The sequence below is a fragment of the Sphingopyxis sp. PET50 genome, from assembly GCF_025244705.1.
Taxonomy (GTDB): Bacteria; Pseudomonadota; Alphaproteobacteria; order Sphingomonadales; family Sphingomonadaceae; genus Sphingopyxis.
Window position 1 is genome coordinate 874,550 of record NZ_CP104207.1, and the last position, 21,281, is coordinate 895,830.

Sequence of the window (21,281 nt, forward strand, 5' to 3'; positions counted from 1 at the left end):
TATGCCGCGCCCTATAGGACGAAGCCATGACACAGCAAAGCCCCGATACCCTGCGCGATCCGGCGCGTGCGCCGTCGCTCGCCGGGGTCGAACGCGCGGCGGCGAAAGTCGCTGCCTTGCTGCCGCAAACGCCGCTGCTGCCGCTCGAGGTTGAGGGGGTGACGATCTGGTGCAAGGCGGAATGCCTGCAGCCCGTGGGCGCCTTCAAGATCCGTGGCGCCTGGCACCGGCTGACCGACCTGACGCCCGAACAGGCGGCGGCGGGGGTCGTCGGCGTGTCGAGCGGCAACCATGCGCAGGGCGTCGCCTGGGCCGCGAAGCGGCTGGGGATCAAGGCGACGATCGTGATGCCGGGCAACGCGCCGGCGATGAAGCTGGCGGCGACGCGCAATCTGGGGGCCGAGGTGGTGCTCTACAACCGCGTGACCGAATCGCGCGATGCGGTCGCGGCGAAGCTGCTCGAGGAACATGGCGGCACGCTCGTCCACGCCTATGGGGATCCCTGGATCATCGAGGGGCAGGGGACCGCCGGGATCGAGGCGCAGGCGCAGTTGCGGGCGCGCGGCATCGACGGGTTCGACAAGGTCGTCGCCTGTTGCGGCGGCGGCGGACTGACGGCGGGGCTGGCGCTTGCGCTGCCCGAAGCCGAGATCGTCGCGGTCGAGCCCGAGGGCTGGGACGATGTGACCCGCAGCCTCGAAGCCGGCGAGATAGTGTCGGTGGAGGACCTGTCCTACCCGACCGAATGCGACGCGCTGCAGACGCCGCAGACCTGGCCGATCAATTTCGCGGTCCTGCGCGCGCGCGGGGTGCGCGGCGTGGTCGTGACGCGCGAGGAAGTGCGTCATGCGATGCGCGTCGCGTTCGAGAAACTGCATCTCGTCGTCGAACCCGGCGGCGCGGCGGCGCTGGCCGCGGTGCTGGCGGGCAAGGTCGCGCCGGGGGCGGCGACCCTCGTCACGCTGTCGGGGGGCAATGTCGACCCGCAGAAATATGCGGAGATTTTGGCCGGATACTAAACGGCCCTGATGCGTTGAGACGGTGAAGGAGAAAGTCGATGCGAAAGAGCATGATCCTGTTGGGTGCCGCGGCGCTGGTGGTGCTGAGCGGCTGCGAAAAGGCCGAGGCGCCCGCGCCGTCGCCGACCGAGACCACCGAAGTCGTAGACGAGACGATGCCGCCCGAAGCTGCGACCGACGAAAGCGATCCCGCCACGGCGCCGCACCGCTTCGCGAGTTGGGCAGGCAAATGGACGGGGGTCGAGGGCATGTATGTGACAATCACCCCGGGCGAACCCGGCAAATACCGGCTGGAGATGCAGTCGGACCTCGACACCAAGGGCACTTACGACGGCAGCGACAGCGAACATGGCATCAAGTTCGCGCGCGGGACCGAGGAACTGAGCCTGCATCGCGGCAATGGCGACGAGACCGGCCTTAAATATCTGGCCTAGCAAGAAAGACTGTCTGATCGTCAAGGAAGGCGAGGGTTATTGCCGCGATTGACCGATGTTCCAGTTACCCGCGCATGAACCATAGTCATCGCTAGCGATCGCGCGCCGCGGCGCCCCAAATGACGAGGAAATCGGCCGATGCCGTGCCAGATGCTATTTCCCATGGACAGGGCGGCTTATTTGCTGGATTTAAACGCATGACGAAAAAAACTTCGCGGGTCGCCGAGTCGGCTCGGCGACGTCGTCCATAGGCCCATGCCGGAAGACAGGGATATCCTGGTTCGGCTGGTGTTCGAAAAGGCGAAGCCGCAGGTCATCGATGGATGGGTCCACTGGCTGCTCGAGTCGGGGGTGGAGGTCGTCAAATCGAACAACCGCGCGATCGAATTCAAGGGCGCGGCAGGCGATGTGGCAAAGGCGCTCGACGCCGATCTCTATCTCAACCGGAACGACCTTCCGTCCATCGGCACGGTAGGAAAGGTGATCGGCGACGGCGCGGTGCCGCCGCTGGCCTATGTTCCGCAGGAGCCGAAGTTCTTCTGAAAGGAATAGCGGGCTGCCTTTCCCGATCTTGAGGGAGGGTGAAATGTCCGTTTACGTCCGCTTCGTTCCGCGCAGCCGCAGCCAGTCGATTTCGATGGCGGCGATGACCGGCCTGTCGTCCGCTTCGGCGGCGGCGATCATTCGTCCGACCAAGGCCAATGCCGAACGTGGTCAGGAACGGCTTGCGGGCGGCGGCATCCCGTCCTTCGCCACCGAAATGAATCGCGTGTCGACCGAGGTGCGGCCCGAACAATTTGTCGAAATGTTCGGCGCGCTCGGGGACGGCGATGCCGCCGCGCCGCGGCGCGGTACCGCCCTTGCGGTGCCCGAAGCGCTCGCCGACGTCTTCGACTTCGCCTATGTGCCACAGGAAATCGAATATCATGCAACGCTCGCGCTGCCCCCGGTGGTGCCGCATTATCATCTGCGCGTCGGTGACGTGGCGCTGGCGCTCAACGCGCCGCGCTGTCACCAGCAGGGCTGGACGGGCAAGGGCGTCAAGGTCGCGATGACCGACACGGGTTTCTGGCCGCACCCCTTTTTCGTGCGCAACGGCTATACGCTCTATCCCACCGAGTCCGAGGGATCGGGACCCGCCGACATCGATGGCAATGGTCATGGCACGGGGGAAGTCGCGAATATCTTTGCGATGGCACCGCAATGCACCGTCTATGGCGTCAAACATGGCGGCAGCGCCGCCAGCTCGATGGAAACCGCGATCGCGCTGAAACCGCATGTCATCACCAACAGCTGGGGCTGGAGCATCGACCGGCAGAGCCGCGATGATTTTCGCCAGAATCCCTATGACATCGCCTGGGGGGAGCTGGTCGATCTGGAAAGCCTGATCGGCGAAGCGGTGGACAGCGGCATCTGCATCGTCTTTTCGGCGGGCAACGGCCATTTCGCCTTCCCCGGCGGGTTGCCCAAGGTGATTTCGGTCGGCGGCGTGACGATCACCGAGGATGGCGAACTCGAAGCGTCGAGCTATGCCAGCAGCTTCGAAAGCCAGATGTATCCGGCGCGCGCGGCGCCCGATGTCTGCGGCGTCGTCGGACGCCTCGATGCGGCGCCGATGACCGGACATATCATGCTGCCCGTACCGCCGACCGCGCAGCTCGACGGCGAGAATTTCGGCAATGTCGCCAGCGGCAAGGGTTGGGGGATATTTTCCGGCACCTCGGCCGCGGCGCCGCAGGTCGCCGGGCTGATCGCGCTGCTCAAGCAGATCCGCCCGAGCCTGACGGTCGAACAGATCCGCACCGCGCTGCGCACGACCGCGACCGACGTCACGAAGGGCAAGACCGCACACGGGGCCAAGGCAAAGGCCGGTCCCGACCTTGCAACGGGTACCGGGCTGGTCGATGCGCTGAAGGCGTGCGGTTATGTCTAGGCTTGGTGCGCGAAACTGACTTCATCCGGTCAGATTTCGACGCCGTTCTGAAACACAAGCGTCATCATGGTCACATCAAGCGCGTTCACAGGCGATCCACCTTACGAAAGGGGATCGCACCGTGAACAGCCAGCCGAATCGCAAGATCGCCGCCGCCGTCGTCCGTGAGGATGCCGAACAGAAACAGCGCCTGCTCGACCGCGCCTTTGCGCTGGCGTTTCGCGGGCTTGTCTATGCGCAGATATGGGAAGACCCCGTGGTCGACATGGAGGCGCTGGCGATCGAGCCCGGCAACCGCGTCGCAACCATCGCCAGCGGCGGCTGCAACGTCTTTTCCTATCTCGTCGCCGATCCCGCCGAGATCGTCGCGGTCGACCTCAACACCGCGCATGTCGCGCTCAATCACCTCAAGCGCGCCGCGGCGCAGCATCTGCCCGACTATGACAGCTTTCGCCGTTTCTTCGCCGATGCCGACAGCACGGAGAATGTTGCTGCGTACAAGGCGCATGTGCGGCCGCATCTCGACGAGGTCAGCCGCCGCTATTGGGAGGGGCGCGACCTGATCGGCCGCCGCCGTATCAATGGCTTCGCCTCGGGGCTCTACAAGCGCGGGCTGCTCGGCAATTTCATTGGCGTCGCGCATCTGGTCGCCCGGCTGATGAAGGCCGACCCCCGGCAACTGCTCGAAGCGCGCGACATCGACGAACAACGGCATATTTTCGAAACGAAATTCGCCCCCTTCTTCGACCGCAAATTCGTGCGCTGGGTCACCGATCAGCGCTCGTCGCTGTTCGGGCTGGGTATTCCGCGCGGCGCAATATGACGCGCTCGCGGGGGGCAAGCCGATGGCCGACGTGCTGCGCGCGCGGCTGGAGAAGCTCAGCTGCGATTTCGATCTCAAGGACAATTATTTCGCGTGGCAGGCGTTCGGGCGCGGTTATGGCCGCGGCGAAACGGCGCCGTTGCCGCCCTATCTGCAGGCGGCCAACTACGACGCGGTCAAGGCGCGCGCCGGGCGGGTGACGATGCTCCACGCCAATATGACCGACATGCTCGCGGCGGCGGAGGACGCGAGTTTCGACCGCTATATCTTCCTCGACGCGCAGGACTGGATGAGCGACGCGCAATTGCTCGCGCTGTGGACCGAGGTCACGCGCACCGCGCGGCCGGGCGCGCGGGTGCTGTTCCGCACCGCCGCCGAGCCGAGCCTGTTGCCCGGGCGCCTGCCCGACGATCTGCTCGATCGCTGGGACTATCGCGCCGAAGAATCGCGGGACTATACGCGGCGCGACCGGTCGGCGATCTATGGCGGGGTTCATCTCTATGTCCTGAAGCGCTGAGCGATGGCCGGGGGGAGGGCCATGCCGCATTGATGGACGGCGTCTATCGCGGCCAGCGGCATATCTATGATCTGACGCGGAAATATTATCTGCTCGGGCGCGACCGGCTGATCGACGAGCTGGCGCCGCCGGTCGGCGGCCATGTGCTGGAGGTCGGCTGCGGCACCGGGCGCAACCTGATCGCGGCGGCGCGCTGCTGGCCGGGAGCGCATTTCCACGGGATCGACATTTCGGCCGAGATGCTGAAGAGCGCGCGCGCCGCGATCGCGCGCGCGGGACTGACGCGGCGGATCAGCGTGGCGCAGGGCGACGCGACCGGTTTCGACCCGCACGCGCTGTTTCGCGTCGCCAGCTTCGACCGCATATTCCAGAGCTATACGCTGTCGATGATCCCCGACTGGCAAGGCGCGATCCGCGAGGCGACGCGCCATCTCGCCACCAACGGATCGCTGCATATCGTCGATTTCGGACAGCAGGAGGCGTTGCCAGGCTGGTTCCGCGCCGGCCTGTTCGGCTGGCTCGACCGCTTCCATGTCGCCCCGCGCGCGATGCTGTCCGAGGCCGCGCGCGAGATCGCCAGCGACGTCGGCGGGCGCATGACGCTCGTACGGCTTTATCGCGGCTATGCCTGGTCGGTGCGGATCGACAGGGGGCCGCGCCGCTGACCTCAGCTGGCCGGGCGCGTCGCGGTGAAGGCGAAAGCGATGTCCACGCTGGCCGCGATCGCGTCGGTCGCCGCCCATTCGCCCTGGCCGACGCCGAAGGCGGTGCGGTCGACCCGGGCGGTTCCGGCAACGCGCGCCCGGTCGCCGTCGATGGTCAGGGTGAAGCGCAGCGTCGCAGGTCTTTTACCCCGCGCAGGTCGAGCGTGCCGCGCGCCTCATAACGCTTGCCGTCAAGGTGACGGATGTCGCGTGCGGTGTAGACGGCCTTCGGATGCGCGCCGCTGTCGAAGAAGTCGTCGCCCTTCAGCGACTCGTCGCGCTGCGCGTCGCCGGTGTCGGCCGAGGCGAGGTCGACCGTCACCCTGATCCGCGATGCCGCGAGGTCATCGGGGCTGAAGCGGATGTCGGCGTCCCAGCGGCCGAAACGGCCCTCGACCGCTTCGCCGTTCCAGCGCGCGGTAAAGCCGAGCCGTCCGCCCGACGCGACGCGCCAGTCGGCGAGGGGCTGCGCGGTGTCCTCGGGTTCGGCCTCCTCGGCTTCCTCCGATTTTTCGTCTTCGCTCAGGGATGCGGGGGCCGCGGTGGGGGTCACGGCGAGCGGTGCGCCGGTCTTTTGGGCAGCCGCGCGCAGCTTGTCGGCATGGACCGTCTTGCCGGCGACCATCGCCGCGACGATCAGCGCCAGTGCGCCGATCGTGGCCCCGGCCGCCTTGCTGCGCGCGAAGGGGATCATCCGCTGGAGCTCCTGTTTTCCGAGCAGCCACTGGTGGCGAAGCGCCCCGGCGATGTGGAGCAGGAACAGCGCGATCGCGAGCCACGCCATCGCGCCGTGGATCGACTCCGCCGGATCGTGCCAGCCTCGGCCGACGGGCAGGTGCGGCCAGGGGACGACGCCGAACAGCAGCGTGGGAACCTCGACCCGCGCGGTCGAGACGATCAGCCAGCCGGTGACCGGGCCGAGGATCATGACGACGTAGAAGAGCCAGTGAACGGTGCCGGCGAGCGCGCGCGTCCAGGCCGGGCCTTCGGGCGCGGGCGGGTGCGGCGTGAACAGGCGCACGGCGAGCCGCACAAGGCTGAGCAGCAGGATCGTGATGCCGACCGATTTGTGAAGCTGGTAGCGCGCGAACAGTTCGGGGCTGTTGTCGCCCTCGAGCGCCCAGCCGAGCGAAATCTGGAAGGCGAGGAGCAGGGCGAGCAGCCAGTGGAGCGTGATGGCGGTGTAGCTGTAACGCTGCGGGGGCATGGGATCTCTCGTTCAACAGGATGACCGGGCGATCGATATCACGACCGTCCATGGAGTGCCGAACGGAAATGCGTCAGTCGTCGAATCCGACGAAACGCACCGCTTCCTCGACGCTCTTGCGGTTCGACACCACGGCGTTGGCGGGAAAATCCTCGGCGGGCCAGCCCATCGCGACGCAGATCATGATGACCTGATCGTCGGGGATCTGCGCATGTTCGCGCACCACCGGCGACTGCATGATCCCCTGGCTGTTGATCACGCAGCCGAGTCCGCGCGACCAGGCGGCGTTGACGAGGGCATTGGTCACCGCGCCGCAATCGAAGGGCGCGATGTCGCTGCCGAGCAGCACGCGGTCGTAGGTGACGACGATGCTGACCGGTGCGTCGAACTGGCGGAAACCGCGCAGCACCCAGTCCTGCCGCGCCTCCCTGTCGTCGCGCGCGATGCCCATCGCGCCGAACAATTGCTTGGCGATCTCGATCTGCCGCGCGCGATGGTCGTCGGCTATGCCGTCGAAGCGCCGGAACTCGCGGCTGTCGGGCTTGCCGGCCAGGATGCCCTCGGTGTTGCCGCGGCGGATCGCGTCGAGCGGTTCGCCGGTGACGACCGAGAAATTCCAGCACTGGTTGTTGAAGGAGGAGGGCGCGCGCATCGCGACCTCGATCACTTCGGCGATCAGCGCCTTCGGAACGGGCTTGTCGAGAAAGCTGCGGATCGAGCGGCGTCCCCGGACGACCTCGTCATAACCGGGTCGCGCGGTCACGCCGCCTTGCGCAGCTCGAGACGATCCCAGATTTCGGCGAGCGCCTGCGTCAGCTCGCGCATCATCGCTTCGTCGTGCGCCGGGCCCGGCGTGAAGCGCAGCCGTTCGGTGCCGCGCGGCACGGTCGGGAAATTGATCGGCTGCACATAGACGCCATATTCGGCGAGCAATATGTCGCTGATCTTCTTCGCGCGCACCGGGTCGCCGACCATCAGCGGCACGATGTGTGTCGTCGAATCCATCACCGGCAGGCCCGCGTCGCGGAAACATTTCTTGAGATAGGCGGCATTGGCCTGCTGCGCCTCGCGCTCGACGCTCGAGGCTTTCAGGTGGCGGACGCTGGCGAGCACCCCGGCGACGAGCACCGGCGACAGGCTGGTCGTGAAGATGAAGCCCGGCGCGTAGGAGCGGATCACGTCGATGATATTCTTCTCGGCGGCGATATAGCCGCCCATCACGCCGAACGCCTTGCCGAGCGTGCCCTCGATGATCGTCACGCGGTGCGCGGCCTCGTCGCGGTCGGTGATGCCGCCGCCGCGCGGGCCGTACATGCCGACGGCGTGGACTTCGTCGCAATAGGTGAGCGCGTTATATTTCTCGGCGAGGTCGCAGATCGCGTGGATCGGGGCGACGTCGCCGTCCATCGAATAGACGCTTTCGAACGCGATGAGCTTCGCGGCCTCGGGATCGTCGGCGGCGAGCAGCTCCTCGAGATGCTCGAGGTCGTTGTGGCGCCACACCCGCTTTTCGCAGCCCGAGTTGCGGATGCCCGCGATCATCGAGGCGTGGTTGAGCTCGTCCGAATAGATGATGCAGTTCGGCAGCAGCTTGCCGAGCGTGCCGAGCGTCGCCTCGTTCGAGATATAGCCCGAGGTGAAGAGCAGCGCGCCGTCCTTGCCATGCAGGTCGGCGAGTTCGGCCTCGAGGTCGATGTGGTAATGGGTGTTGCCGCCGATGTTGCGCGTGCCGCCCGATCCCGCGCCGACGTCGTGCAGCGCCTCTTCCATCGCGGCGACGACCTTGGGGTGCTGGCCCATGGCGAGATAGTCGTTCGAGCACCAGACGGTGATCGGTTTCGGCCCGTTGTGCCCCGCGAAGCAGCGCGCATTGGGAAAAGCGCCCTTGTTGCGGAGGATGTCGATGAAGACGCGGTAGCGTCCCTCTTCGTGCAGCCGGTCGATGGCGCGTGCGAAAATATCGTTGTAGTTCACGTCTCAGCCCCGCAGTCAGGTGCCAGTCCAGGCTCTTGTGCCGCTCCCTCCGGGCGGCTGTTAACAGCCGGGCCAATAACGCCGGATGCCGCCGAAAGCCAGTGCGAACGATTCGCAATTTGCCGCGCAAATCAGCGTGATCGAAGGGCTAGATCAGTTCGATCCGGCCGAGGCCGTAAGGCGCCAGCGCCGACAGCGGCGGCGGCGGGCGGTCGTCGCTGCGCGTGAAGGCGGCGATGCCCGGTGTGGCGGCGCTGGGCCAAGGCTGGCCGTCGGTGAGATGGGCGATGCGGCGCGCGATGCCCTCGGCGCCGTCGATCAGCCGCACATCGGGTCCGGCCTCGGCCTGCAATTCGTCGGCGAGCAGCGGGAAATGGGTACAGGCGAGGACGATGACGTCGAGCCTGTCGCCGCCCGGCTGGTCGCGCAGGCCCGCGACCGCACGGGCGATCACCGCCGGATCGACCGGCTCGCCACGCAGCTTCGCTTCGGCCCCGGTGACGAGGCCCGGGCTGCCGTGGCGCAGAACGGTCTTGCCGCTCGCGAATTTCGCGCTGAGATCGTCGACATAGGGCTGGCGCACCGTCGCCTCGGTGCCGAGGACCCCGATGACGCCGGTCTTCGTTATCTCGGCGGCGGGCTTGATCGCGGGGACGGTGCCGACGATCGGCAGGTCGAGCGCGGCGCGGACATGTGCCAGAGCTATGGTCGAGGCGGTGTTGCACGCGATCACCGCGAGCCGCGGCTGGTAACGTTCGACGAGGCGCCCGAGGAGGGCCGGCACGCGCGCCGCGAGTTCGGCCTCGCTCTTTTGCCCATAGGGCAGCCCGGCATAGTCGGCGGCATAGACGATCGGCGCGGTCGGCAGCAGCGCCCGCGTCGGACCGAGCACGGTGAGGCCGCCGAGGCCGGAGTCGAAGAAGAGGATGGGAGCGTCGGGGGCGGGGACCTGCATGTGTGTCGCCTAGCAGGCGACGACGGCGGGTCAATGGTACCGCGTAATCTTGCAGGGGCTCGCAATGACGGGTTTGGTGAATGGCAGGGATGCGTCTTGTTCATCCGTTTCGGCTGTCAATCCGTCCGAATCCGTTGATTGCTGTCCCCAACCCCGGCACAAGGAGCCAAAGGGAGCAGGGAGCCTCATGACCATCATCTTGCTGATCGCCGCGGGCTACCTGCTTGGCTCGATCCCGTTCGGCGTCATCCTGACCCGCGCGTTCGGCGCCGGCGACCTGCGCCAGATCGGATCGGGCAATATCGGCGCCACCAATGTGCTGCGCACCGGGCGCAAGGGGCTGGCGGCGGCGACCTTGATCCTCGACGGCGCGAAGGGCGCGGTCGCGGTGCTGCTCGCGCGGCATTTCTTGCCGGGGCTGGGCGACGATGGCGCGATGATCGCGGGCGCCGCGGCGATGATCGGCCATTGCTATCCGGTCTGGCTGAAGTTCCGTGGCGGCAAGGGGGTGGCGACGCTGCTCGGCCTGTCGCTCGCGCTCGCCTGGCCGATCGGGCTGGTGTTTGCGGTTGTTTGGCTCGGCACGGTGTTGCTGCTGCGCATCTCGTCGCTCGGCGGGATGCTGGGCGCGGTGTCGGCGCCCATTGCCGCGCTGGCGTTCGGTCACCGGGCCTATGCGATCGGTCTCGCCGGCCTCGCGGTGATCGTGCTGTGGCGGCATCGCGAGAATATCGCGCGGCTGCGCGCCGGCACCGAACCGCGCGTCGGCGCGAAGAAAAACGCCGAATGACCGACGCCGAGCGGCTGGCGCGGCTGCGGCTGATCCGCACGCCGCAGGTCGGCCCGGTCAGCTGGCATCAATTGATGATGCGCTTCGGATCGGGCGAGGCGGCACTGGCGGCCCTGCCCGATCTCGTCGGGCGCGGTGGCGGCAAGCTGCGCGTCGCGCCAGCCGATGTCGCGACCCGCGAGATCGAACGCGTCGCCGGGCTCGGCGCGCGGCATATCTTCAGCGACGAGGCGGATTATTCGCCGCTGCTCCGCGAAGTCGAGGGCGCGCCGCCGGTCGTGATCGTGCGCGGCGACACCGCGATGCTGCACCGTCCGTGCGTCGCGATCGTCGGCGCGCGCAACGCCTCCGCCATCGCGTGCCGTTTCGCGCGCCAGATGGCGGCGGACTTGGCGGCGCGCGACGTGACGGTGGTCAGCGGCCTCGCGCGCGGGGTCGATACCGCCGCGCATGTCGGAGCGCTTGGCGGACATACGGCGGCGGTGATCGCCAGCGGCATCGACATCGCCTTTCCGCCCGAAAATGCGCAGTTGCAGGAAAAGATCGCGGCCGATCAGCTTCTGATCGCCGAACAGCCGCCGGGCACCGAGCCGCTCGCGCGGCATTTCCCGTCGCGCAACCGTATCATTGCGGGCCTCGCGCACGGGACGCTGGTGATCGAGGCGGCGCCGAAATCGGGGTCGCTGATCACCGCACGCCGTGCGGGCGACTATGGGCGCGAGGTGATGGCGGTTCCCGGCTCGCCGCTCGACCCGCGCGCGCAGGGTTGCAACCTGCTGATCCGTGAGGGCGCGACGCTGATCCAGACCGTCGACGACGTGCTCGAAGCCCTGGGCCCGATCGACGCGCGCATGGTGCGCGAGCCGGTACGTCCCTACGCCGCGGCGCCTGCGGGGTTGGAGGCCGGAGAGGGCGAGCGGCACCGCGTCGCCGAACTGCTCGGGCCGACGCCGGTGGCGATCGACGAACTCGTGCGCCAGTCGGGCTGCGACGCGGCAACGGTGCAGCTGGTGCTGCTCGAGCTCGAGCTGGCGGGCCGCGTCGAGCGCCATGCGGGGGCAAGAATTTCGCGCCTGTGACGCCGGGCATAGCCGCTCACCCCAAATAAATTCACGTTTCGTCGCGGTTCAGCCACGGTTCAGCGGCTGATCCACACGCTGATGATATTGTATCACATGGCGGGGAGTCCGATGATGCGAAAGAGATTTCTGACCGGAACGACGATGCTCGCGGTGCTGGCGTCGGGGCTGGCCCCGACCGCCCAGACGATTGCTTTTGCCAAGCCCGGCGCCCCGCAGCAGGGCTTTTGCCGCAATGCCGCTCCGCTGCCGCGCCTCGATGCGGAGGTGCCGAATCAGCAGGCGGTGCAGTCCGGCAAGCCGCGCAAGGCGAGCCGCGGCGCCGCCAGCCGCGACGGCGCGATGGCCCCGCCCGTGCCGGTGTTCGCGCCCGAGCCGGTGATGGCTGCGCCGCCGCCGCCTCCCCCGATGGCCCCGCCGCCGAGCTATGAAAGCAGCGCCGATGCGGCGTCGTCCGCCGAGATGTCCGCGGGCGCGTCGGGCGGCGAAGCCAAGGTGGCGCCGCCGGTGCCCGGTTCGTCGTCCGACTATGCCGGCCGTCCGGTTCCCGTGCCGCCGCGCCCCTATCCGCGGCCGCAGCCGCAATCGGGCATCCTCACGGCGGGCGAGCATGACGATCTGCTCAACCCCGAACTTTATGCCGCCTATGTCAATCGCACCGACCTCGGCCAGAGCGTCCGCGTGCTGCCGCGCGTCGATACGATGCGCGTGGTCACGGTGAAGGTGAACGACCGCAACGGCCAGCCGATCCCCTTCGCCGATGTGAAACTGACGTGCAGCGACGGCAACAGCATCACCATGGCGACGCAGGCCGACGGCACCGCGGTCTTCTTCCCCGGCCTCGACCGATTGAGCGAGCGCATCACCGTGTCGGCCAGCAAGGCCGGACGCAGCATCGCCGACGCCCGGCCCGTGCTGGTCAGCGATGCGCCGGGCGGGCAGACCGTCGGGCTGACCGCGAACCAGGCGGCGGCGAAGGCGACCAAGCTCGACCTGATGCTGGTGATCGACACGACGGGCAGCATGGGCGACGAGATCCGCTATCTGCAATCCGAACTGCGCGCGATCATTTCGTCGATCACCGCCAAGCATCGCGACCTCGACATCCGCGTCGGCTTCGTCTTCTATCGCGACATCGGGGACGAATATATCACGCGCACCGTCGTCTTCGACCGCGATATCGGACGGGCGCAGGGCACGCTGGCGGCACAATATGCGACCGGCGGGGGCGATTATCCGGAGGCGATGGACCAGGCGCTGATCCGCGCGGTGGGGCAGGAATGGCGCCCCGACGCAGTGAAGTCGCTGCTGCTCGTCGCCGACGCGCCGCCGCACAACGAGCTGTTCGGGCGGACCTGGGCCGCGGCCGAGGCGGCGCGTGCCAAGCGCATCCACATCACGCCCGTCGCCGCCTCGGGCGTCGCCGACGAGGCCGAATATGCGATGCGCGCGATGGCGGCGGCGACCCAGTCGCGCTACCTGTTCCTTACCGACGACAGCGGCGTCGGCAATCCGCACGCGCCGCCGGCGATCGACTGCTACCTCGTCACCCGTCTGGACGCGCTGGTTCGCCGCGTCATCGACAGCCAGATTAGCGGCCGCCGCATCGAGCCCGAGGACAGCGAGGTGATCCGCAGCGTCGGCAATTACGACGCGGGCAAGTGCATCCTGCCGACCGACTTCCGCTGGCAGGATCAGAGCTAGGCTGTATCGACATTCAGCCCTGGCGGCCTGCAAATGGCGGCTTTCCGCGCTTCCGGTGCTCACGCACATGAGTGCGCTGCGCTCCGGGTCACCGAAAACCACCATTTTCGGCTCGCCATCTTCTGAATGTCGATACTGCCTAAGCCGCCGTTAGCTAAACCATTGACACGCCCCTGCATCTGACCGATGCAGGGCCCATGGGTCGCTTCGGGGAACTCCCGGCGCCTGTCCGTCTTCCGGCCGCGCCTGGGGGCGGAGGAATATATCCATGAAGAAAATGCTGTCGGCCATCGCCATCGCGGCGGTGCTGCTCCAGCCTGTCCATGTCGTCGCCAAGGAAAAGGAGCCGGTCAAGATCGCCGGCCCGGCGAACGCCAAGGGCGTCACCACGGTCACGGTCGGCGCGTTCAACGTCGGCTTCATCTTCGAATCGATCGATCGCACCGCGACCAGCGGCGGCCTGATGGGGGCGTTCGGCGGTACCACCAAGGCCAAGAGCGAACTGGTCGGCGTGACGCCCGAAATGATGCAGGCGGTGACCGACGCGGCCTATGCCGATTTCGTGTCGCAACTGACCGCCAGCGGATACAGCGTGCAAGCGCCCGCCGACCTGTTCGGCCATACGGCGCTGGCGAAGACCAAGTCGCAGGACGTGCCGCTCGACATCAACATCGCTCTGGAAAAGGGCAGCAAGGGCAAGGCGACCTATTTCAAGCCGACCGAACTTCCCTCGCTGCTGATGATCCCGGGCGATTTCCTGGGGTCGGGGATGAGCAGCATCGGCATGAACATGGCGGCGGGCCAAGCGAGCATGGCACTCGCCAACTATGCCAAGGCCGCCAATGTCGGGGTGATCGACGTCGTCTACCTGATCGACTTTTCGCAGCAGAAGCGCCCCGGCGCCTTCAGCTTCGGCGGGCTGCAGGTGAACAGCGCGCTTTCGGTCAGCGCGGACTATTCGCGCATCACGCTGATCGCGCCGAACGGCAAACAGTCGGTGATCACCGTCAAGGCACCCGTCGCGGTCGAGGGCGAGTTCGTCGAAAAGAGCGACGCCTCGAGCGGCACCGACAAGGCGCTGCAATCGGGCGCCAATGTCGCGGGCGGCGTGGCGGCGGTGATGGGCTTCGGCGGGCTGAAATTCGGCAAGACGCGCAAATTCGCCTTCACCGCCAAGCCCGGCAATTATGAGGAGGGCGCGACGAAGGCCGCCAGCCTGACCAGCGCGATGCTGATCGGACGGCTGACGCCGCTGCGTTGACCTCATCTTGTCGTCCCGGCGAGGGCCGGGATCTCAACCTCGCGCTCCGACGCACCGCTGAGATCCCGGCCTTCGCCGGGGTCACGGATATGTCTGAAGTCCGGGTTGCGGACCCTCCGAAACCCCCTTGACGGGAGGCCGTGCCCCCCGCCACCCTCGCGCGTACGTACGTAAGAGTTTTCGGGGAACGCGTTTTTCATGCAATTGGTCATTGTCGAATCTCCCGCCAAGGCGAAGACGATCGAAAAATATCTCGGTCGCGATTTCAAGGTGTTGGCAAGCTATGGCCATGTCCGCGATCTGCCGCCCAAGGATGGGTCGGTCGATCCCGAAGACGGTTTCGCGATGCAGTGGCAGCTTTATCCGGACAAAGCGAAGCGGCTGAAGGAAATTCAGGATGCCGCCAAGCAGGCCGACCGCCTGATCCTCGCGACCGACCCCGATCGCGAGGGCGAGGCGATCAGCTGGCACGTCCAGGAACTGCTGCGCGCGAAAAAGGCGCTTCCCGCTTCGGTCGACCGCGTGACCTTCAACGCCATCACCAAACAGGCGGTGACCGACGCGATGGCGCATCCGCGCTCGCTCGACGACGATCTGATCGACGCCTATCGCGCCCGCCGGGCGCTCGACTATCTCGTCGGTTTCACGCTGTCGCCGGTGCTGTGGCGCAAGCTGCCCGGCGCCAAGTCGGCGGGGCGCGTCCAGTCGGTCGCGCTGCGGCTGGTGGTCGAGCGCGAGCGCGAGATCGAGGCGTTCGTCGCGCAGCAATATTGGTCGGTGACCGGCCTTTTCGAAATGGGCGGCACTCCGTTCAAGGCGCGTCTGTCGCGCTGGCACGGGGACAAGATCGAACGGCTGTCGATCGGTACCGAAGCCGATGCGCGCGCCGCCGAGGCCGATGTGAAGGCGGGCCACTTCACCGTCGACACGGTCGAGACCAAGCCGCTGACGCGCAACCCGCCGCCGCCCTTCACCACTTCGACGCTGCAACAGGAGGCCGCGCGCAAGCTCGGCTTCTCGGCGAGCCACACGATGCGCATCGCGCAGGGCCTCTACGAGGATGGCGCGATCACTTACATGCGGACCGACGGCGTCCAGATGGATCACAGCGCGATCAGCGCCGCGCGAAAGGCGATCGCGACGCGCTACGACGGCGGCTACGTCCCCGACAAGCCGCGCCAGTACCAGACAAAGGCCAAGAACGCCCAGGAGGCTCACGAGGCGATCCGTCCGACCGATTTTTCGAAGGACAAGCTCGGCAGCGGCGACCATGGCCGCCTCTACGAACTGATCTGGAAGCGCGCGATGGCGAGCCAGATGGCCTCCGCGCGGCTCGAACGCACGAGCATCGACCTTGCCGACGGCACCGGCAAGACGGTGCTGCGCGCGACGGGGCAGGTGGTGAAATTCCCCGGCTTTCTCGCGCTCTACGACGAGGGCCGCGATGACGCCGAGGACGAGGACGCGCGCCTGCTCCCCGCGATGGCGAAGGGCGATGCCCCCGCCAAGACCGGGGTCGAGGTCGAACGTCACGAAACCCAGCCGCCGCCGCGCTATTCGGAGGCGAGCCTTGTCAAGAAGATGGAGGAACTCGGCATCGGGCGGCCGTCGACCTATGCGTCGATCCTGCAGGTGCTGAAGGACCGCGCTTACGTCACGGTCGAGAAGAACCGGTTCATTCCCGAAGAGAGCGGGAGGCTGCTGACGGCGTTCCTCGAACGCTTCTTCGAACGTTATGTCGGCTACGACTTCACCGCCGGGCTGGAGGAGGAGCTCGACGATGTGTCGGGCGGCCGCGCGCAGTGGCAGGCGGTACTCGAGCGCTTCTGGCGCGACTTCAAGCCGCGCACCGGCGAGGTGATGGAACAGAAACCGTCGGAAATCACGGCGGCGCTCGACGAATTCCTCGGCCCCTATCTCTTCCCCGACAAGGGCGACGGCAGCGATCCTAGGCTCTGCCCCAATTGCGGTACGGGTCGGCTGGCGCTGCGCGGCGGCAAGTTCGGGCCGTTTATCGCGTGCAGCAACTATCCCGACTGCAAATATACCCGCAAATTCGCGCAGCCGGGCGGTGCGGACGGCGCCGCCGACAATGGGCCCGAGACGATGGGCACCGACCCCGAGAGCGGGCTGGAAGTCACGAAGCGCAGCGGCCGCTTCGGCCCCTATATCCAGCTCGGCGATGGCAAGGAGGCGAAACGCTCGTCGATCCCCAAGGATATCCCCGGCGAGGATTTCGATCTCGACTATGCGATCCGGCTCTTGAACCTGCCGCGCGAGGTCGGGGTGCATCCCGAAAGCGGCAAGCCGATCATGGCGGGGCTGGGGCGCTACGGCCCCTATCTGCTCCATGACGGCAAATATGCGAAGCTAACGGGCACCGCCGAAATCTTCGACATCGGCATGAATGCGGCGGTGGTGCGTATCGCCGAAGCCGCGAACGGCGGCGGGCGCGGGCGCGCCAAGGTCGAACCGCTCAAGACGTTCGGCGCGCACCCGACCAGCGGCGGCGAGATGAAGCTGATGGCCGGGCGCTTCGGTCCCTATGTCACCGACGGCACGACCAATGCGACCCTGCCCAAGTCGGTCGAACCCGACGCGCTGACCGAGGAGGAGGCGATCGCGCTGATCGACGCCCGCGCGGCCAAGGGCCCCGCGAAAGGCAAGAAGAAGGCGGCGCCAAAGAAGGCTGCGGCCAAGAAGGCGCCCGCGAAGAAAAAGGTGCCGAGCGAAGAAAGCGGCGGCAAAGGAATAAGGGGACGAGCGGCATTTTCGTTGCCGCTCTCGCGTGTTAGCATGGCGCATCGGGAGGTACTTCGATGCGCCGCTTGCTCGTTATCCTGTCGGCGTTCTGCTCGCTCTTTGCCGTACCCGCGACCGCGCAGCAGGCCGGGAGCCTGATTGCCGCCGAGCCGATGCCCGATGCGCCGCCGGGCGTTCAGGCGTGGCGGGTGCGTTACTGGACGACGAACGGGGCGGGGGTGCCGATGCAGGTCACCGGCATCGTTGCCGCGCCGATGGAGGCGGTGTCGCCGCGCCCGCGCCGCGTCATCGCCTGGACGCATGGCGCCTGGGGCGTCGCCGAGAAATGCGCGCCGTCGCTCAGCAGCGATTTCTTCTCCGCCTCGGCGGGGGTCGAGCCTGCGGTGCGCGCGGGCTATGTGGTGGTCGCGCCCGACTATATCGGGCTTGGCAGCCCGACGATGCATCCGTTCCTGATCGGTGACGACACCGCGCGCGCGGTGCTCGACGGCGTGCGCGCGGCGCGCGCGATTCCCGGCGCGGCGGCGGGGAGCAGCTTTGCCGTCTGGGGCGAGATCGCAGGGTGGGCACGCCGCGTTGTGGACCGCAACGCGCGCGCAGGCCTATGCTCCCGAGTTGACGCTTGTCGGCGCCGCGGCGGCGGCCCCACCGACCGATCTCGCCGCCAATCTGCGCGAGGGCAGCGATAAGAATGCGCGCGCGCTGCTGCTGTCCTTCGCGCTGCACAGCTGGTCCGAACTCTACGGCTTCCCGCTCGACGCCATCGCCAACCGCACCAATCAGGGAATCATCCATCGGCTGGCCCAGAATAATTGCGTCAGCCTCGAAAAGAAGCCCAGGCTCGGCACGATCCTGGGCATCGTGACGGTCGCGCGTGCGACGAAGAACAAGGATATCGCGACGATCGAGCCCTTTGGTTCCTTCGCGCGCGCCAACAGCGTCGATCCGGCGCGCGTGCAGGGGCCGCTGCTGATTGCGCAGGGCGACCGGGACACGATCGTCGCACCCGCGGTGACGCGCACATTCGCAAGATCGGCGTGCCGCAATCGCACGAAAATCCGCTGGGTCGAAATGCGCGGCACCGAACATGGCACGAGTGCGAAGGACAGCGTGGCCGAGACGCTGGCGTGGATCGGCGCGCGGTTCGCGGGTGAAGCGCCACCCGACGACTGCCGAGCGAGATCTAGCGCCTCAGTTGAATATGCCGGGATCGACCGGTCCCTTGCCGGTCAGCCACGCAACCGCGTCGGCGCGGAACAGGCAGATTACCGAGGCGACCGAGAGCGCGGTGGAAAGCAATGTCCCGAGCAGCCACATTCCGCTCAAGCTGTTGGGATCGAAGAGCGAGGCGATCGTCGATAGCGTGCCAAGGCCGGTCAGCACCACATAGATCCATTTCGCGACATTGCTCGCGCGCCGCGTGATACCGAACCAAAGGGCGCCCAAAATGACCAAGGTGATGGCCAGGATCGCGACGGTTATCCCGACCGCGGTCGCCGACCGAATTCCTGCGGCCTCGCGCTCCAACTCGGCCATCATGTCATTCCAGGCGAATGCGGTGGTCAGGAAGCTGGTGAGGATGGATGCCCAGAACAGGCGGTCGAACCAGATAATCGAAATCGGCCGCTGCAAAATCCGTCTCCTCAATCGACCCAGTCGAGCCCCATGTCGCGGTATACGCCGCGGTCCTCGTCCCAATTTTCCTTGACCTTGACGTGCAGGAACAGGTGGACCTTGCGGCCCATCAGCTCGGCCAGTTCGGCGCGGGCGCGGGCACCGATTTCCTTGATCCGGCTACCGCCCTTGCCGAGCACGATCGCGCGCTGGTTGTCGCGCGCGACATAGATTTGCTGGTGGATCTCGGCGCTGCCGTCGGGGCGGGTCTTGAACAATTCGGTCTCGACCGTCGACTGGTACGGCAACTCCTCGTGAAGCTGGCGATAGAGCTGCTCGCGGGTGATTTCGGCGGCGAGCATCCGCTCGGGCGCGTCGCTGACCTCGTCTTCGGGGAAGTGCCACGGCCCCTCGGGCATCAGTGTCGCGAGGTGCGCCTTGAGTTCGGGCACGCCGTCGCCGCTGCTCGCCGCGATGAAGAAGGTTTCGTCGAACGCAAGCCTTCCGTTGAGCTCGGTCGCGATCGTGAGCAGCTTGTCCTTCTTGGTCAGGTCGACCTTGTTGAGCACCAGATATTTCTTCTCGGGCCGGTTCGCGACGCCTTCGAGCACGCGCTCGACGCGCCCCGTCAGCTTCGCGGCGGCATCGACCATCACCAATATCGCCTCGGCCTCCTCGAGGCTGCCCCAGGCGGCGGCGACCATCGCGCGGTCGAGGCGGCGGGTGGGGGCGAAGATGCCGGGCGTGTCGATCAGCACGATCTGCGCCTCGCCCTCCATCGCGACGCCCATCAGCCGGGTGCGCGTGGTCTGCGCCTTGGGGCTGACGATCGCGACCTTCTGGCCGACGAGCGCGTTGACAAGGGTCGATTTGCCCGCATTGGGGGCGCCGACGACGGCGACGAAGCCGCAGCGCTGGGTCATTCCGTCTGTCCTTCGAGGATCGCGAGCATCGCGATCGCCGCGGCCTTTTCGGCCGCCTGCTTCGATGCGCCCTCGCCCTCCGCCGTGGCGAGCTTGCCGATCGTCACGCCGACGCGGAAACGCGGGGCGTGGTCGGGGCCTTCGCGGCGGATCAGGCTATATTCGGGGGGGCGGCGGCCCTTGGCGGCCGCCCATTCCTGCAGCGCCGCCTTGGGATGCTTGGGCGCCGCGACCTGTCCGTCGATCATCGCGCCCCAATGCTGAACGATGAAGGCGCGCGCGGGGTCTTCGCCAAGGTCGAGCCACAAGGCGCCGATCAGCGCCTCGAGCACGTCGGCGGCGATATTGCCGCTGTGGCGCCCGCCGTCGCCGATCGCCTGGCTGCCGAAGCGGACATGCGCGTTGAGGTCGAGCCCCTGGGCGATCTTCGCGCAGGTTTCGCCCGAGGCGAGCACATGCAGCCGCGAGGACATCTCGCCCTCGCTCGCCTGCGGAAAGCGCCGGAACAGCTCCGACGCGATCACCAGGCCGAGCACGCGGTCGCCGAGAAATTCGAGCCGCTGATAATCGGCCGCCCCGCTGCTGCCATGAGTCAGCGCCTCGTGATAGAGGGCCAGGTCGCGCGGCGCGGCGCCGGTGATGGCTGCGATCGTCTCGGCGGAGGCGCCGCCCGTCAAAAGCCTTCCCCGATGCGACCCCAGCGCGCGGCGGTGAACCAGCTGATCGGGTTGAGCCAGCTCGCCGAGCCGTCGGTCGAGAACATGCCGACCAGCGCGTGACCGACCAGATTTTCCTCCGGAACCAGCCCGATGCCGCCGCCTTCCTGCGCGGGGAAGCGGCTGTCGGCGCTGCGGTCGCGGTTGTCGCCCATCAGGAACAAATGGCCTGCGGGCACCGTCCGCAACGGCGTATTGTCCTGCGCGATCCCGATGATATCGAGCACGGCGTAGCTTTTGCCGCCCGGCAGCGTTTCCTTGAAGCGCGTATAGCGGCACTGGCGCTGGCCATCGGGCCCGACTTCCTCGAACTGCATCGAGAAGCAGGGCAGGGTTCCCTCGGCGCGCGCCGCCTCGATCATATTGGGGGTTACCGGGATGACGAAGTCCGGCATCTTCTCGCGCGGCAGCGGCTTGCCGTTCAGCCACACGATGCCGTCGATCACCTGCACCGTGTCGCCGGGCAGGCCGATGACGCGCTTGATATAGTCATTGTCGTTGAGCGGCGGCGCCTTGAACACGACGACGTCGCCGCGCTCGGGTGTCTTGGCGAAAATGCGTCCGGGAATCAGCGGCACGCTGAACGGCAGGCTGTATTTCGAATAGCCATAGGCCATCTTGTTCACGAGCAGATAGTCGCCGATCAGCAGCCGCGGCTGCATCGATTCCGACGGAATGTTGAAGGGCGACAGGAAAAAGCTGCGGAAAATCAGAACCGCGACCGCCAGCCAGGCCAGGAAGCGAACCGTGTCGATCGCTTCTTCCTTGGCGCTCATCGGGGCGGGGGTGGGTGCGGGCGTCGCGGGGTCGGCGGGGGGCGGCGTGTCGGCGGTCAGGCTGGCATCGGTCATCGCGCGCATTTGGC

The 21,281-nt window shown here is 67.1% G+C and carries 19 protein-coding genes and 1 pseudogene; 13 read left to right on the forward strand and 7 right to left on the reverse strand.

What is annotated here, in order from left to right; translation table 11 throughout:
- Positions 1-26: 26 nt before the first annotated feature.
- The 6 genes and pseudogenes from N0A20_RS04535 to N0A20_RS04560 all read left to right on the forward strand — a co-directional run bounded on the left by N0A20_RS04535 (position 27) and on the right by N0A20_RS04560 (position 5,391).
- Positions 27-1,019, forward strand: a complete 993-nt coding sequence (locus N0A20_RS04535) for a threonine/serine dehydratase (protein WP_260582799.1) — start codon at positions 27-29, stop codon at positions 1,017-1,019.
- 38 nt (positions 1,020-1,057) lie between these two features.
- Positions 1,058-1,453, forward strand: a complete 396-nt coding sequence (locus N0A20_RS04540; RefSeq protein WP_260582800.1) for a hypothetical protein — start codon at positions 1,058-1,060, stop codon at positions 1,451-1,453.
- Positions 1,454-1,708: 255 nt separating this feature from the next.
- Positions 1,709-1,996, forward strand: a complete 288-nt coding sequence (locus tag N0A20_RS04545) for a hypothetical protein (RefSeq protein WP_260582801.1) — start codon at positions 1,709-1,711, stop codon at positions 1,994-1,996.
- A gap of 43 nt (positions 1,997-2,039) precedes the next feature.
- Positions 2,040-3,386: a S8 family serine peptidase gene (locus N0A20_RS04550; protein WP_260582802.1), complete on the forward strand. Its 1,347-nt coding sequence runs from the start codon at positions 2,040-2,042 to the stop codon at positions 3,384-3,386.
- 121 nt (positions 3,387-3,507) lie between these two features.
- A pseudogene (locus tag N0A20_RS04555) lies at positions 3,508-4,726 on the forward strand (DUF3419 family protein).
- A 32-nt stretch (positions 4,727-4,758) separates the two neighbouring features.
- Positions 4,759-5,391: a class I SAM-dependent methyltransferase gene (locus N0A20_RS04560; RefSeq protein ID WP_260582803.1), complete on the forward strand. Its 633-nt coding sequence runs from the start codon at positions 4,759-4,761 to the stop codon at positions 5,389-5,391.
- A 154-nt stretch (positions 5,392-5,545) separates the two neighbouring features.
- Here the strand turns inward: N0A20_RS04560 and N0A20_RS04565 are convergent, their stop codons facing one another.
- The 4 genes from N0A20_RS04565 to murI all read right to left on the reverse strand — a co-directional run bounded on the left by N0A20_RS04565 (position 5,546) and on the right by murI (position 9,566).
- Complete coding sequence (locus N0A20_RS04565; RefSeq protein WP_260582804.1) at positions 5,546-6,637, reverse strand: cytochrome b/b6 domain-containing protein; 1,092 nt, start codon at positions 6,635-6,637, stop codon at positions 5,546-5,548.
- Positions 6,638-6,710: 73 nt separating this feature from the next.
- Positions 6,711-7,400 carry a nitroreductase gene (locus N0A20_RS04570; RefSeq protein ID WP_260582805.1) on the reverse strand — a complete coding sequence of 230 codons (690 nt, stop codon included), beginning with the start codon at positions 7,398-7,400 and terminating at the stop codon, positions 6,711-6,713.
- Positions 7,397-8,611 carry a 5-aminolevulinate synthase gene (gene hemA / locus N0A20_RS04575; RefSeq protein ID WP_260582806.1) on the reverse strand — a complete coding sequence of 405 codons (1,215 nt, stop codon included), beginning with the start codon at positions 8,609-8,611 and terminating at the stop codon, positions 7,397-7,399. Before hemA ends, N0A20_RS04570 begins: the two co-directional genes overlap by 4 nt.
- Before the next feature lie 148 nt (positions 8,612-8,759).
- Complete coding sequence (murI, locus tag N0A20_RS04580; RefSeq protein ID WP_260582807.1) at positions 8,760-9,566, reverse strand: glutamate racemase; 807 nt, start codon at positions 9,564-9,566, stop codon at positions 8,760-8,762.
- A gap of 187 nt (positions 9,567-9,753) precedes the next feature.
- On the opposite strand from murI, the gene plsY reads away from it, so the two are divergent.
- The 7 genes from plsY (at position 9,754) to N0A20_RS04620 (ending at position 18,525) form a co-directional block, all read left to right on the forward strand.
- Entirely contained in the window at positions 9,754-10,356 is a 603-nt protein-coding gene (gene plsY / locus N0A20_RS04585; RefSeq protein ID WP_260582808.1) for a glycerol-3-phosphate 1-O-acyltransferase PlsY, read from the forward strand.
- Positions 10,353-11,435 (forward strand): DNA-processing protein DprA, encoded by a 1,083-nt coding sequence (gene dprA / locus N0A20_RS04590; RefSeq protein WP_260582809.1) that lies wholly within the window; start codon positions 10,353-10,355, stop codon positions 11,433-11,435. Before plsY ends, dprA begins: the two co-directional genes overlap by 4 nt.
- Before the next feature lie 114 nt (positions 11,436-11,549).
- Positions 11,550-13,139 carry a vWA domain-containing protein gene (locus tag N0A20_RS20005; RefSeq protein ID WP_312846599.1) on the forward strand — a complete coding sequence of 530 codons (1,590 nt, stop codon included), beginning with the start codon at positions 11,550-11,552 and terminating at the stop codon, positions 13,137-13,139.
- A gap of 268 nt (positions 13,140-13,407) precedes the next feature.
- Entirely contained in the window at positions 13,408-14,400 is a 993-nt protein-coding gene (locus tag N0A20_RS04605) for a hypothetical protein (RefSeq protein ID WP_260582810.1), read from the forward strand.
- Between the two features lie 198 nt (positions 14,401-14,598).
- Positions 14,599-17,301 carry a type I DNA topoisomerase gene (gene topA / locus N0A20_RS04610; RefSeq protein ID WP_260582811.1) on the forward strand — a complete coding sequence of 901 codons (2,703 nt, stop codon included), beginning with the start codon at positions 14,599-14,601 and terminating at the stop codon, positions 17,299-17,301.
- Entirely contained in the window at positions 17,220-17,852 is a 633-nt protein-coding gene (locus N0A20_RS04615; RefSeq protein ID WP_260582812.1) for a lipase family protein, read from the forward strand. Before topA ends, N0A20_RS04615 begins: the two co-directional genes overlap by 82 nt.
- On the forward strand, positions 17,779-18,525 hold the full coding sequence (locus tag N0A20_RS04620; RefSeq protein ID WP_260582813.1) for a lipase family protein: 747 nt from the start codon (positions 17,779-17,781) through the stop codon (positions 18,523-18,525). Before N0A20_RS04615 ends, N0A20_RS04620 begins: the two co-directional genes overlap by 74 nt.
- A gap of 281 nt (positions 18,526-18,806) precedes the next feature.
- Here the strand turns inward: N0A20_RS04620 and era are convergent, their stop codons facing one another.
- From era to lepB, 3 genes are read right to left on the reverse strand one after another with little or no spacing between them, the layout of a single operon-like run.
- Positions 18,807-19,700: a GTPase Era gene (era, locus tag N0A20_RS04625; RefSeq protein ID WP_260582814.1), complete on the reverse strand. Its 894-nt coding sequence runs from the start codon at positions 19,698-19,700 to the stop codon at positions 18,807-18,809.
- Positions 19,697-20,377: a ribonuclease III gene (rnc, locus tag N0A20_RS04630; RefSeq protein WP_260582815.1), complete on the reverse strand. Its 681-nt coding sequence runs from the start codon at positions 20,375-20,377 to the stop codon at positions 19,697-19,699. The genes era and rnc overlap by 4 nt, the downstream gene beginning before the upstream one ends.
- Positions 20,374-21,192, reverse strand: a complete 819-nt coding sequence (gene lepB, locus N0A20_RS04635; protein WP_260583822.1) for a signal peptidase I — start codon at positions 21,190-21,192, stop codon at positions 20,374-20,376. Before lepB ends, rnc begins: the two co-directional genes overlap by 4 nt.
- Between the last annotated feature and the right edge of the window lie 89 nt (positions 21,193-21,281).